The following is a 12,580-nucleotide window of genomic DNA, read 5'->3' on the forward strand; positions in this document are numbered from 1 at the left end:
ATGTATAATTTTACATGAGCTTTTTAAGAAATTATCTCAATAAGATCAAGCCGAACTTTGAGGAGGGTGGCAAACTTCATGCCTTCCGCTCGGTGTTCGACGGCTTTGAGACCTTCCTTTATGTGCCTAACGACACAGCGAAGGCTGGTGGCGTGAATATTCACGACTCTATCGACTCGAAGCGCATTATGAGTATGGTGGTTATCGCCCTGATGCCTGCCATGCTGTTTGGTATGTATAACATCGGCTACCAGAACTATGCTGCTGCCGGCACATTGGCAAGCGCAAGTTTCTGCGAGATTTTTGCTTACGGTTTCCTGGCCGTTCTGCCAAAAATCCTGGTTAGCTATATCGTAGGTCTGGGCATCGAGTTTGCCTGGGCACAGTGGAAGGGTGAGGAAATCCAGGAGGGTTACCTCGTATCAGGTATCATCATTCCATTGATTATTCCTATCGGTTGCCCATTGTGGATGCTGGCTCTGGCCTGTGCATTCTCAGTAATCTTCTGTAAGGAGATCTTCGGTGGTACAGGTATGAACATCTTCAACCCTGCTGTTGCAGCACGTATGTTCCTGTTCTTCGCTTATCCTTCGAAGATGACTGGTGATACCGTTTGGGTGGCTCAGAATTCTATCTTCGGTTTGGGTAACGACCTGCCCGATGGCTTTACAGCAGCTACACCACTCGGTCAGCTGGCACAGAACATCACTCCCGATTCGTCGATTCTCGATATGGCCCTCGGTTTCATCCCAGGTTCAATCGGTGAGACATCGCTCGTGGCTATTGCTATCGGTGCTGCTATCCTGCTGTGGACAGGCATCGCCTCTTGGCGCACCATGCTCAGCGTATTCGTGGGTGGTATCGCACTCGCCGTACTGTTCGAGCAGACTGGTCAGGGCATGACATGGTGGCATCACCTGGTAATGGGTGGTTTTGCATTCGGTGCCGTGTTTATGGCTACCGACCCTGTTACATCATGCCGCACAACCACAGGTCAGTACATTTACGGATTCCTGATTGGTGCTATGGCCATCATCATCCGTGTGCTGAATGCCGGTTATCCTGAGGGTATGATGCTCGCCATCTTCTTTGGTAACATGTTTGCTCCTACTATCGACCACTTCGTTGTGGAGCGCAATATCTCTAACCGTTTAAAGAGAGGAGGTCGCAAATGAAACTGAATACAAACTCTAACGCGTACATTATTATATATAGCGCGGTAATGGTGGTTATCGTAGCCTTCCTGCTGGCATTTGTCTATCAGGCCTTGAAGCCTATGCAGGATGCTAACGTAGCACTTGATGTGAAGAAGCAGATTCTCTACTCGCTCAATATCCGCAATCTGGATGGTGCCGAGGCCGAGGCTAAGTATGCCGAGGTGGTGAAGACCGAGAAGGAGGACGAGAATAATGGTCAGAAGGCCTATGAGTGCCAGATTGATGGTAAGAACATTACTGTAGTTAGCCTGAAGGGTATGGGCCTTTGGGGTGGCATCAGCGGTTATCTTGCTATCGACGAAGAGGGCAAGGTTTACGGCGCCTACTTCAACCACGAAGGTGAGACCGCTGGTCTGGGTGCCGAAATCAAGGACTCTCAGGCTTGGCAGGAGAAGTTCATCGGCAAGAAGATCTGGGACGAGAACGGCAACGTAGTACTCTCAGTTGTTAAGAAGGTTGAGGATCCCGCTACTCAGGTCGACTGTGTAACTGGTGCAACCCTTACTTCGAATGGTGTTGACGCCATGCTGAAGGACGGATTGAAAGGTTTCCAGACCTATGCTATCGGCCGAATGCTCGAGACTGTTGCAAATACTGATTCAACTAAAGTAGTGGAGGAGTAAGATTATGGCATTATTCAGTAAACAAAATAAGGAGGTTTTTACAAACCCATTAAACGTCGACCATCCTATCCTTGGACAGGTGCTGGGTATCTGCTCGGCATTGGCTGTTACATCGCAGCTTAAGCCTGCCATCGTAATGGGACTCGCCGTTACTGTGATTACCGCATTCTCAAACGTAATTATCTCAATCATCCGCAACACTATCCCTAACCGCATTCGTATTGTGGTTCAGCTGGTGGTTGTGGCTGCGCTGGTAACTATCGTTAGCCAGATTCTGAAGGCTTTCGCTTACGATGTGAGCGTTCAGCTGTCGGTATATGTAGGATTGATCATTACCAACTGTATCCTGATGGGTCGCCTCGAGGCGTTCGCCATGCAGAACAAGCCTTGGCCTTCGTTCCTCGATGGTGTAGGTAACGGTCTGGGCTACGCTATGATTCTGGTGATTGTTGGTGCCGTTCGTGAGTTGCTGGGCCGCGGCAGTCTGCTGGGCTTCCAGATTGTACCCGATGCCTGCTACGACTTCGGTTACGTTAACAACGGTATGATGACGATGCCTGCTATGGCGCTGATTCTCGTGGGATGTGTGATTTGGGTTCATCGTGCTTACTTTTATAAGGAGAAATAAGATATGGAACACGCAATATCATTACTATTCAGGTCGATCTTTGTCGACAATATGATCTTCGCTTTCTTCCTCGGCATGTGCTCTTATCTGGCTGTGTCGAAGACTGTGAAGACTTCGTTAGGACTCGGTCTCGCTGTAACCTTCGTGCTTACCGTTACCGTTCCTGTTAACTATCTGTTGCAGACCAAGGTGCTGGGTCCCGACTGTCTTGTCGAGGGTGTTGACCTCAGCTACCTGTCGTTCATCCTCTTCATCGCCGTTATCGCCGGTATGGTGCAGTTGGTTGAGATGACTGTTGAGAAGTACTCTCCATCGCTCTATGCAGCGCTGGGTATCTTCTTGCCTCTGATTGCCGTAAACTGCGCTATCATGGGTGCTTCGCTGTTCATGCAGCAGCGCATCCTGATGGACCCCTCTAACTCGCAGGCCATTACCAGCGTATGGGATGCCATCGTTTATGGCTTCGGCTCTGGTCTCGGTTGGGCGCTGGCCATCGTGGCTATGGGTGCCATCCGCGAGAAGATGCAGTATAGCGATGTGCCCAAGCCTCTGCAGGGCCTCGGCATCGTGTTTATCACCGTGGGCCTCATGGCTATGGCTATGATGTGTTTCTCAGGCCTTAACATTTAATGTTTAATGATTAATGTTTAATGTAGATTATGGCTCAGTTTATAGCATATAGTATAGGGGTTTTCCTCGCGGTAATCATCCTCTTGGTGATTATCCTGTTGGTGGCTAAGAAGTATCTCAGCCCCAGCGGTAATGTGAATATTACAGTTAACGGAGATAAGGTGCTGAACGTACCACAGGGCAACAACCTGATGGCTACCCTCAACGAGAATGGCATTTTCCTGCCTTCGGCTTGTGGTGGTAAGGCCAGTTGCGGCCAGTGTAAGGTTCAGGTGCTCGAGGGTGGTGGCGAGATTCTCGACTCTGAGAAGCCTCACTTTACTCGTAAGCAGATTAAGGACCATTGGCGCCTGGGTTGCCAGTGTAAGGTTAAGGGCGACCTGAAGATTCACGTAGATGAGTCGATCCTGGGTGTTAAGGAGTACGAGTGTACCGTTATCTCTAACAAGAACGTGGCTACTTTCATCAAGGAGTTCAAGGTACAGCTGCCTGCTGGCGCTCACATGGACTTCCTGCCTGGTTCTTACGCTCAGATCCGTATTCCTAAGTTTGATTGCATCGACTATGATAAGGACTTCGACAAGAGTCTGATTGGCGACGAGTATCTGCCCGCATGGGAGAAGTTCGGTTTGTTCCCACTTAAGTGTAAGAACCCCGAGGACACCATCCGTGCTTACTCAATGGCTAACTATCCTGCCGAGGGTGATGTATTCATGCTTACCGTACGTATCGCTACACCTCCATTCAAGGCCGACCGTTCGGGCTTCATGGATGTAAATCCTGGTATCGCTTCAAGTTACATCTTCTCGCTGAAACCTGGCGACAAGGTAATCATGAGTGGCCCTTATGGCGACTTCCACCCACACTTCGACTCGAAGAAGGAGATGATTTGGGTTGGTGGTGGTGCCGGTATGGCTCCTCTGCGTGCTCAGATCATGCACATGACCAAGACGCTGCACACTACCGATCGCGAGATGCACTACTTCTATGGTGCACGTGCGCTGAACGAGGTGTTCTATCTCGACGACTTCCTGGGACTGGAGAAGGAGTTCCCCAACTTCCACTTCCACCTGGCCCTCGACCGTCCAGACCCTGCAGCCGATGCAGCTGGCGTAAAGTACACTCCAGGTTTTGTACACCAGGTAATGCTGAACACCTATCTGAAGGACCACGAGGCTCCCGAGGATATCGAGTACTACATGTGCGGTCCTGGCCCCATGTCGAAGGCCGTGGTTTCTATGCTCGACTCGCTCGGCGTAGATCCCGAAAGCATTATGTACGATAACTTTGGCGGATAATCGCTTTTGTGAATATAAAAAAAGTGAGGATGTACCTTTCGGCGCATCCTCATTTTTTTTATTTGATTAAAATCTCTCTTGCTTTTGCTATTTGCTCGGCCGTGGGCGGGGCCACATCCTTCAGCGTATAATCTATGCCCAGCTGTTCCCATTTAAAGGTGCCCAGGGTGTGATAGGGCAGCACCTCTACCTTCTGAATGTTCTGCAATGTGTCGATGGTATGGCGCAGTTGGATGAGTTGCTCCTCATCGGTAGTGATTCCAGGCACCAGTACGTGGCGAATCCACACGGGTTTGTTGATGTCCGACAGATAGCGGGCGCAATCCAGAATATGCTCGTTGCCGTGACCTGTCAACCAGCGATGCTTCTCGCTGTCGATATGCTTGATATCGAGCAGCACCAGGTCGGTACTCTGCATCAGGCGCTCAAACTTACCAAAGAAAGGCTCCTCGCGGGTAAAAGGCTGGGCAGCGGTGTCCAGACAGGTGTTGATGCCGCGTCGATGTGCCTCCTCAAACAGCTCTATCAGGAAATCAATCTGCAGCAGCGCCTCGCCACCACTCACGGTTATGCCGCCATCGGGGCCCCAGTAGCTGCGGTAGCGCTCGGCCTTGTTCAGCAGCTCATCTACGGTAGCTGTGGTGCCACAGGCATCCGAGCCCAATTTCCATGTGTCAGGATTGTGGCAGTAGCGACAGCGCATGCGGCAACCCTGCATGAAAATCAGAAACCGAATCCCTGGCCCATCAACAGAGCCAAAGGATTCGGTAGAGTGTATATAGCCTGTACTACTCATTACAGACTCTCGTGAGATTGACGTGCAATTACATCCTCCTGCTGCTCGCGAGTCAGGTCGATGAACTTCACAGCGTAACCCGATACACGGATGGTGAAGTTAGCGTACTCGGGCTTCTCAGGATGCTCCATAGCATCGCGCAGCTTCTCAACACCAAACACGTTCACATTCAGGTGGTGAGCACCACGGCTGAAGTAACCGTCCATTACGCGAACCAGCGTGTTAGCACGCTCCTCGTCGTTCTGGCCCAGAGTGTTGGGGCTGATGGTCTGAGTGTTCGAGATTCCGTCGAGGGCATACTCGTAAGGCAGCTTAGCTACTGAGTTGAGCGATGCCAACAGACCGTTCTTCTCGGCACCATAGCTTGGGTTAGCACCTGGCGACAGAGGAGTACCAGCACGACGGCCATCGGGCAGGTTACCTGTGTACTTACCATATACCACGTTTGATGTGATGGTAAGGATAGAGCAGGTTGGGGTAGCGTTACGATAGGTAGCGTGCTTGCGAATCTTCTTAACGAAGGTCTTCAGCAGCCATACAGCAATCTCGTCGGCGCGGTCGTCGTCGTTTCCGTAGCGTGGGAAGTCGCCCTCGGCTACATAGTCTACGTTGAATCCCTCCTCGTCGCGAATCATCTTTACCTTTGCATACTTAACAGCAGAGATAGAATCTACTACGTGTGAGAAACCTGCGATACCGGTAGCGAATGTACGACGTACGTTGGTATCAATCAGGGCCATCTCGGCAGCCTCGTAGAAGTACTTATCGTGCATGTAGTGAATCAGGTTCAGGGTGTTTACATATACACCAGCCAGCCAGTCCATAGCCTGGTCGAAGCGTGGAGCCAGCTCCTCCCATGTCAGGTACTCGTCCTTGATGGGGCGGAAACCTGGAGCAACCTGCTCGCGGGTCTTGGCGTCGACACCACCGTTACATGCATACAGGAAACACTTAGCCAGGTTGGCGCGTGCTCCAAAGAACTGCATCTCCTTACCAGTCTGTGTAGCACTTACACAGCAGCAGATGCTATAATCGTCGCCCCATACAGGACGCATCACCTCGTCGTTCTCGTACTGGATCGAGCTGGTCTTAACCGAGATCATGGCAGCGTACTTCTTGAAGTTCTCGGTCAGTCGTGGCGAGTAAAGTACGGTGAGGTTTGGCTCGGGTGAAGGACCCATGTTCTCCAGAGTGTGCAGGAAACGGTAGTCGTTCTTGGTCACCATGTGGCGTCCGTCCATACCCATACCACCTACCTCGAGAGTAGCCCAAACGGGGTCGCCCGAGAACAGCTCGTTGTATGATGGGATACGTGCGAACTTAACCATTCGGAACTTCATTACCAGGTGGTCGATCAGCTCCTGTGCCTCGCTCTCGGTCAGGGTACCCTCTTCCATATCACGCTGGATGTAGATATCCAGGAATGTAGATACACGACCTACCGACATGGCAGCACCGTTCTGAGTCTTGATGGCAGCCAGGTAGCCGAAGTACAGCCACTGTACAGCCTCGCGAGCGTTGTTAGCAGGCTGCGAGATGTCGAAGCCGTAGATCTGAGCCATAGCCTTCATCTCCTTCAGGGCCTTAATCTGCATTGAGATTTCCTCACGCTGACGGATGATATCGTCGCTCATTACACCGGCACCGCAGTTGCGCTTGTCGGCCTCCTTCTCGGCAATGATAAAGTCGATACCATACAGGGCCACACGACGGTAGTCGCCTACGATACGGCCACGGCCATAAGTATCGGGCAGACCAGTCAGGATGTGGTTGTGACGTACGTGCTTCATCTCCTCGGTGTAAGCATCAAATACGCCGTCGTTGTGGGTTTTGCAATACTTTGTAAAAATCTCGTGCAGCTTCTCTGATGGCTTGTAACCGTAGTTGGTGCAAGCCTGCTCAGCCATCTTAATACCGCCAAAAGGCATGAAGGCGCGCTTCAAGGGTTTATCAGTCTGCAGACCAACTACCTTCTCCAGGTCCTTCTTACTCTCGTCGATGTAGCCAGGGCCATAAGCTGTCATGCTCGATACGATCTCTGTCTCCATGTCGAGCACACCGCCCTTGGCACGCTCTTCCTTCTGCAGCTCCTGCAGACGGCCCCACAATACGTTTGTGGCATCTGTAGGCTCAGCCAGGAAGGTCTCGTCGCCCTCGTAAGCTGTGTAGTTGTTCTGAATAAAGTCTCTGAGATTGACCTCCTCGGTCCACTTGGTTCCTTTAAAACCACGCCATTCTTTACGCATAAATCAATTAGTGTTTTATATAAAAAAATAATACCTATTGCAAAATCGGGTGCAAAGGTACTATTTTTTTTTGGACTACGCAAATATTTACGTAGCAATAATTGATTATTTTGATTTGGCGCAATTGATTTAGCGTACCAACTTCTTGCCATCTACAATGTAGATGCCGTGTGGTAACTTGTCGACGCTGGTGGCCTGTACGCGGGTGCCGTTCAGCGTGTAGATGCCTTTTTGCGCGTTGATGGTCTTGCTGGCCTCTACCTGTTTGATGCCGCTGGTTGCCTGTCCACCCAGTCCGCGAACAAAGCCTGCATACACGTGCTTGCGATAGTAGCTCAGATCCCAGATGCCCACGGGCTCGCCTCTACGCCACATGTATTGCGCGTCGGGTACATCGGTAGGGCACCACTGGCAGATGCCCCATTGCTGTTCGGCTGGTATCACGCGCAGGTACTCCTTGATAATCCACTCGTAAAAGTCGGCCATCTTCTGGTGTTCGGCCTCGGTAAGCTGTACAGTTTTAATTTTGTCGCCCCATCGGTTGTTGGTGCCGCGCACATAGCCCATGTCCATCTCGCTGATGCGGCACAGCTTGCCGCTGGCTGCCATCACCTCGAACATGGTGGTGATGTGCTGCTTAATGCTGTTCATGGTGTTGTCGTCCTCAAAGCAGCAGATGTGCATCTGGGTGCCTATGCCATCTATGTGGGTTTCGCCGTCGGCCTCCCATTTCTTAATCCAGTTTACCAGGCTCTTCACCTTCTTGTTATCGTCCCAGTCGCTCTCCAGGTTGTAGTCGTTAATAAACAGCTTCACGTCCTCGGGGCCGTACTTGCGGGCCAGTCGGCAGGCTTGGCGCACGTAGTCGAGATCGCCCAGATGGTCTTGCCAGAAGAAGGCATCGCCACCCACATCCCAGGTACCTTTCTTATAGGCGTCGGAGTGCTGCAGCGTGTAGTTGCCCTGACCGTCGTTGCCATCGCCAGCGATAGCCTCGTTCACCAGGTCCCAAGCCTTTACCTTGCCGTCGCAAGCCTCCATCATACCCTTAATCCACTTGTCCATGGCGTATATCAGGGTGTCGTGGCGCACCTGCTGACTCTGCCCGCTGATCAGACTGCGCAACCAGGCGTTGGGCTGCTGCGAGTGCCAGGCCAGGGTGTGGCCGTAAACGTTCAGTCCGGCCTCGGTGGCAGCTTGCACGTAGCGCTTCACGTTGGCAAAGTTCATATTGCCGTTGGCATCCACGCAACTGCCCATCTTCATGGCGTTGCCAGCCACGGTTTCGGTAAAGTTCTTGTTCACCAGGTTTCTGAATGTCTGATTGGTAAAGTAATCGTTCACGGTGGTGCCGATGCCCAGTTTAAAGTTGGGGTACTTTTCGTAGTTGATATAATCTTTCAGGGCCTGATAATTGTCGAGATAGCGATAGTTGCTATTGTTAGGTTTACCCTGTTCAAATTTCTCTTGAGCTGCCATGGTTGTGGTTAGGCTGGCAGCAAGTACACACATAAGTAATTGTTTCATTGTGATATTTACGTTGATAATTATTAGCTATTGTAATATTGCGGCTACAAAGGTACACGTTTTTTTCGAGAAACCATCAACAAAACACAATAAAAGAGACAAAACTTTTTTTGTTTTGCCTCTCCAGTTAGTTACAGCCAATGTTTGGCTATTCTCTACAGCCCCATGCAACTGGTAGTCCCCAGCGCCGTTACTATCGCCGTAGCGATACTTGCAATCATCTGTACGATAAACTTGATGGTTTCTCTCTTACTCATAATGTTTAATGTTTAATGTTTCATGTTTAATGTTAGGGTGGGGCTTTCGCCCCAACCCTTAATCTCCGATTGGTTCGTGGTTGCTACCACCGCCCTGGTTACCACCGCCACCGGTATTGCCGCCGTTGCCACCGGTATTGCCGCCGTTGCTGGGCTGTGGGTTGTCGGGATCTTCCACATCGCCGCTGTCACTCGAGGTAACACGCTTAACCTCCTTGCCGGTGCGGTCGAAGCAGGTAATCTGCACAGCTGTCTTCGAGAGCTCCTCCTTCAGGTCAACATCTGGGGTGAAGATGATGCGGCGACTCGAAATCAGTCCGGCCTTTACCTTGTTCACATCGTCAACACTCTTGGCGCGCAGGCCGAATCGCATCGTACCCAGTCCGGGCAGCGCCACGCTGTGACCCTCGGTGGCCCATGCCTTAATTACTTCGCCAGCTGCATCCCAGCAAGCCTGCATCACACCTTTGCTAACTCCGCTACGCAGGGCAGCCTCCTTAATCACTTTGTCCTGATTCAGGGCGGTGTACAACTCAGGCAACATCACGTAGCGGTACGTGCCAGCGTAAGTGCCAATCTTAATCAACTGTTCGGTTGCTTTAACTTTAAGTGCCATAATAAAATTACGTTTTAAAGGGTTTAACAATAAATTTTTTCTGCCTAACTAGGGAGATCTTTTTCTCTAACTAGCGAGATATTTTTCTCCTTTGTTTCGACATTACAAAGGTACAACATTCGCCGCCACCGTTTAGGCGATGGCAGGCGATGCCGTGCGATAGGCGAACTTTTTTTTCCTACTTTTTTTTAGGGTTCGCCAAGGTGTTCTACTATGGCTTTTACCTGTCGTGGGGTAAATGCCTTGCAGGTGGGCTGATAGCCGGTGGCTTGCAGTTGTTCCAATAGCTGGGTGCAGCGGTTAATCCAGGCCATCAGGTGGTTAACGGCTGTGCGTGGCATGCTCTCAGGAAAATACATCAACGCCAGCTCCTTCTTGGTATAAGCCCTAATGGTAAATGTATCCATATCAATAATGTTTAATGTTTCGCTCGACATCCCGAAGGGTGGCGCTTGCTACCGAAGGGACGCAAGAATCTTTAATCCTTAATGTAAAAAACTCACTAAAGTCCTTACACCCTTTGGGCAACTGATGGTGCTGCAGATTGGGTAACACCTGCTGTAACTGTAGGAACAATCGCTCGCCTGGCTCATCTTGGTCGGGATACATGTGGAAGGTAGTTGACAATTGATTATTGATAATTGACAATTGTTCTACATCCTTTTTGGTGAGCAGGGTGGCCGAGGGGATGGCGATGGCTTTATGACCAGCCGATAGCATGGACCAGCAGTCGGATGCACCCTCGGTAATAAACAGCGGTTCGCCTGGCTTCAGCAGGTTGAGTACGGGCAGGTTGTAAATGCCGCACTCGGCGCCTGGTGGAAAGCGGAAACGGGGTAGGGCACCTTTCACCAAGTTGCGGTTCTGCACACCCACCAGCTGCCCCTCTTTATTATAATAAGGTATCTGCAACCAGGGTACACCCTTGCGGTCGGTCCACGAGGTTAACCGGCACCACCACACCACGCGGGGATCAATCAGTCGCTCGTAGAACAGGAACTTGCGTGCAGCCTCGTTCAGCCACGGGTGCTCAAAGTATGGCTCGTAGCGACTGGCATCGAATGGCTGTGGCGCATCGTCCTTTTGGACTGGTTGCCACTCGTCTATGATTACATTGTGCTGATCGGCCAACCATCGGCATGCATCTTTAAACTCCATGTGCAGGTGGCGCATCACCAGATCGATAGTGCCGCCCGTAGCCCCACACACAAAGCAGCGGTAGGTGTTGGTCTTTACACGGAACGACAGACTGGGGTGGCTATCGGCATGAAACGGACAAAGACTTTTGTGATGCTTTACGCGAAGTCCAAGTCGCTCGGCGACCCCCTCAATAGGCAGGTCGCGGAGCTTTTGCAGTTGTATCTTATCCATAATTACATTTTTTCATTTTTACATTCTCTCATTTTTGCATTTTGCAAGTACAACTCCGTCTTGGTATAAATCCCCGTTTGGGCGCTGTACTCGATAAACTTACGATGCAGCCATTTGCGCAGCTGATTGCTGGCACCCTCAATGGGCTTGTTCTGACTTTCGCGTAGAGCCTCTAACTGGGCCTTGTTAAACTGGGTGGGCAGGTCGTCGAGCATATTTCTGGGGCCTCGGCGCTGGCTGTCGTTCGCACTCTCTTCGCCGTTGCTTAGCATAGTGGCAAATAGCTGCATCTTGCTCCAAAGGTCGTGATACACTAGCCATTCTACCAGTTCGGCCATCGCCTTTGTCCACGTCTGGTTGTTCAGTATCCACAGCACGCATCCAGCCTTCCAGGCCGATACCAAGCTACGGTGTGATATCTCGAACAGCACGTCGTCGTCGGTCAGGTCGGCCAGCGTGGCCATATCCTCAGCCAATCGATCGATAAGCTTGTTGAGTGGACGGATAATGTATCGGCCCTTGCTGTTACCAAGACGCTCCAGGTACTCATCCAACTTCTGGTAAAACTCATCGGGATAGTTACCCTGACGGGGGATGCGACCACTACGCTCACCACGGGGCTTGAACGAGAACACCATGCGACCGAAGGTTCCGTTAAACAGCTCGTACTTATAGAAACGGCGCGTGGCGCCAGGGGTGCTTGAGAAGGTGAGGTTGGCGCGCAGGATAGGGTTGCCGCTTACACCATCGGCTGTGGCACGCAAGGCACCTGCACGGGCACGATCGTAAACATTTCGCAGCAACTGCGACAGTTTTTTATGACTACCACACAGCTGGTCGGCCATCTCAACCTCAGGCATATTAAAGTACTGTGTGCGACCGCCCTGTGCCTCGAGTGCCATCGCGTTCTGTATGAATGCCGGGTTGGTGGTGTCGGTTGGCGGGAAATAGATGGCCACCTCGGGACGTACTTTATCCTTGTTGTTGCCTTTGCCCTTGGGTAGCTTTGCCCATTCTACCAATTTGTTCATCTCTACCAGGTCGTGCTCGGTAAAGTCGCGACAGATGGCATTAATAAGGTTCGGAAACTGCCCCTTGTTATCGCCACTATTGGCCACCAGGTTGGCCATCATGCCGCATGGTTCCTTCCAACTGTTGTCGGGGTACATAAATTCCGTGCCGCTGATGTGTGCGCCAAGTACGGGGAAGAACATCGGAACCAGGGGCGCGTGCATATCTTTTGATGCCTGCGAGAGTAGGAGTTTTATACTTTCTGTGCCTTTACCAAGGTTTGGCATCGCAGGCGCTGTGTTATTTGAAATCTCGTATTTCATTGATAATCTGCTTTTTAGGTGAATTAATACTACTAAT

13 protein-coding genes are annotated in these 12,580 nt (G+C 51.1%); 5 read left to right on the forward strand and 8 right to left on the reverse strand.

All coding sequences use genetic code 11. The features are described from left to right. Nucleotides 1-14: 14 nt before the first annotated feature. From T499_RS0105700 to nqrF, 5 genes are read left to right on the forward strand one after another with little or no spacing between them, the layout of a single operon-like run. Complete coding sequence (locus tag T499_RS0105700) at nt 15-1,175, forward strand: NADH:ubiquinone reductase (Na(+)-transporting) subunit B (RefSeq protein ID WP_033150053.1); 1,161 nt, start codon at nt 15-17, stop codon at nt 1,173-1,175. Between the two features lie 2 nt (nt 1,176-1,177). Continuing rightward, entirely contained in the window at nt 1,178-1,840 is a 663-nt protein-coding gene (locus T499_RS0105705) for an FMN-binding protein (RefSeq protein WP_049769215.1), read from the forward strand. Between the two features lie 4 nt (nt 1,841-1,844). Further along, complete coding sequence (locus tag T499_RS0105710; protein ID WP_013065051.1) at nt 1,845-2,468, forward strand: NADH:ubiquinone reductase (Na(+)-transporting) subunit D; 624 nt, start codon at nt 1,845-1,847, stop codon at nt 2,466-2,468. Between the two features lie 3 nt (nt 2,469-2,471). Next, nucleotides 2,472-3,098: an NADH:ubiquinone reductase (Na(+)-transporting) subunit E gene (gene nqrE / locus T499_RS0105715; RefSeq protein ID WP_013064075.1), complete on the forward strand. Its 627-nt coding sequence runs from the start codon at nt 2,472-2,474 to the stop codon at nt 3,096-3,098. Between the two features lie 29 nt (nt 3,099-3,127). Then, entirely contained in the window at nt 3,128-4,396 is a 1,269-nt protein-coding gene (gene nqrF / locus T499_RS0105720) for an NADH:ubiquinone reductase (Na(+)-transporting) subunit F (protein WP_033150054.1), read from the forward strand. A gap of 58 nt (nt 4,397-4,454) precedes the next feature. Here nqrF and pflA read toward each other — a convergent pair whose 3' ends face one another. The 8 genes from pflA to T499_RS0105755 all read right to left on the reverse strand — a co-directional run bounded on the left by pflA (nt 4,455) and on the right by T499_RS0105755 (nt 12,543). Further along, on the reverse strand, nt 4,455-5,192 hold the full coding sequence (gene pflA / locus T499_RS0105725) for a pyruvate formate-lyase-activating protein (RefSeq protein ID WP_198021244.1): 738 nt from the start codon (nt 5,190-5,192) through the stop codon (nt 4,455-4,457). Next, complete coding sequence (gene pflB / locus T499_RS0105730; RefSeq protein WP_013063977.1) at nt 5,192-7,438, reverse strand: formate C-acetyltransferase; 2,247 nt, start codon at nt 7,436-7,438, stop codon at nt 5,192-5,194. Before pflB ends, pflA begins: the two co-directional genes overlap by 1 nt. 129 nt (nt 7,439-7,567) lie before the next feature. Then, complete coding sequence (locus tag T499_RS14115) at nt 7,568-8,965, reverse strand: endo-1,4-beta-xylanase (RefSeq protein WP_084162908.1); 1,398 nt, start codon at nt 8,963-8,965, stop codon at nt 7,568-7,570. Nucleotides 8,966-9,120: 155 nt separating this feature from the next. Then, the gene (locus tag T499_RS14635) at nt 9,121-9,222 is read right to left on the reverse strand and encodes a smalltalk protein (protein WP_157054519.1); all 102 of its coding nucleotides are present in this window, start codon (nt 9,220-9,222) and stop codon (nt 9,121-9,123) included. Nucleotides 9,223-9,280: 58 nt separating this feature from the next. Continuing rightward, nucleotides 9,281-9,838 (reverse strand): HU family DNA-binding protein, encoded by a 558-nt coding sequence (locus T499_RS0105740; protein WP_033150056.1) that lies wholly within the window; start codon nt 9,836-9,838, stop codon nt 9,281-9,283. A gap of 188 nt (nt 9,839-10,026) precedes the next feature. Then, nucleotides 10,027-10,245, reverse strand: a complete 219-nt coding sequence (locus T499_RS0105745; RefSeq protein ID WP_033150057.1) for a DUF4248 domain-containing protein — start codon at nt 10,243-10,245, stop codon at nt 10,027-10,029. 1 nt (nt 10,246) lies between these two features. After that, nucleotides 10,247-11,209 carry a CHC2 zinc finger domain-containing protein gene (locus T499_RS0105750; RefSeq protein WP_033150058.1) on the reverse strand — a complete coding sequence of 321 codons (963 nt, stop codon included), beginning with the start codon at nt 11,207-11,209 and terminating at the stop codon, nt 10,247-10,249. A gap of 2 nt (nt 11,210-11,211) precedes the next feature. Beyond that, nucleotides 11,212-12,543 (reverse strand): hypothetical protein, encoded by a 1,332-nt coding sequence (locus T499_RS0105755; RefSeq protein ID WP_157054520.1) that lies wholly within the window; start codon nt 12,541-12,543, stop codon nt 11,212-11,214. Nucleotides 12,544-12,580 lie beyond the last annotated feature (37 nt).

The organism is Prevotella sp. RM4, from assembly GCF_000701965.1.
GTDB lineage: Bacteria > Bacteroidota > Bacteroidia > Bacteroidales > Bacteroidaceae > Prevotella > Prevotella ruminicola.

Bases quoted from the DNA above. Each gene is read 5' to 3' on its own strand.
- T499_RS0105700 (WP_033150053.1), top strand. From the start codon at position 15: ATGAGCTTTTTAAGAAATTATCTCAATAAGATCAAGCCGAACTTTGAG.
- T499_RS0105710 (WP_013065051.1), top strand. From the start codon at position 1,845: ATGGCATTATTCAGTAAACAAAATAAGGAGGTTTTTACAAACCCATTA.
- nqrE (WP_013064075.1), top strand. From the start codon at position 2,472: ATGGAACACGCAATATCATTACTATTCAGGTCGATCTTTGTCGACAAT.
- nqrF (WP_033150054.1), top strand. From the start codon at position 3,128: ATGGCTCAGTTTATAGCATATAGTATAGGGGTTTTCCTCGCGGTAATC.
- pflA (WP_198021244.1), bottom strand. From the start codon at position 5,192: ATGAGTAGTACAGGCTATATACACTCTACCGAATCCTTTGGCTCTGTT.
- pflB (WP_013063977.1), bottom strand. From the start codon at position 7,438: ATGCGTAAAGAATGGCGTGGTTTTAAAGGAACCAAGTGGACCGAGGAG.
- T499_RS14115 (WP_084162908.1), bottom strand. From the start codon at position 8,965: ATGAAACAATTACTTATGTGTGTACTTGCTGCCAGCCTAACCACAACC.
- T499_RS14635 (WP_157054519.1), bottom strand. From the start codon at position 9,222: ATGAGTAAGAGAGAAACCATCAAGTTTATCGTACAGATGATTGCAAGT.
- T499_RS0105740 (WP_033150056.1), bottom strand. From the start codon at position 9,838: ATGGCACTTAAAGTTAAAGCAACCGAACAGTTGATTAAGATTGGCACT.
- T499_RS0105745 (WP_033150057.1), bottom strand. From the start codon at position 10,245: ATGGATACATTTACCATTAGGGCTTATACCAAGAAGGAGCTGGCGTTG.
- T499_RS0105750 (WP_033150058.1), bottom strand. From the start codon at position 11,209: ATGGATAAGATACAACTGCAAAAGCTCCGCGACCTGCCTATTGAGGGG.
- T499_RS0105755 (WP_157054520.1), bottom strand. From the start codon at position 12,543: ATGAAATACGAGATTTCAAATAACACAGCGCCTGCGATGCCAAACCTT.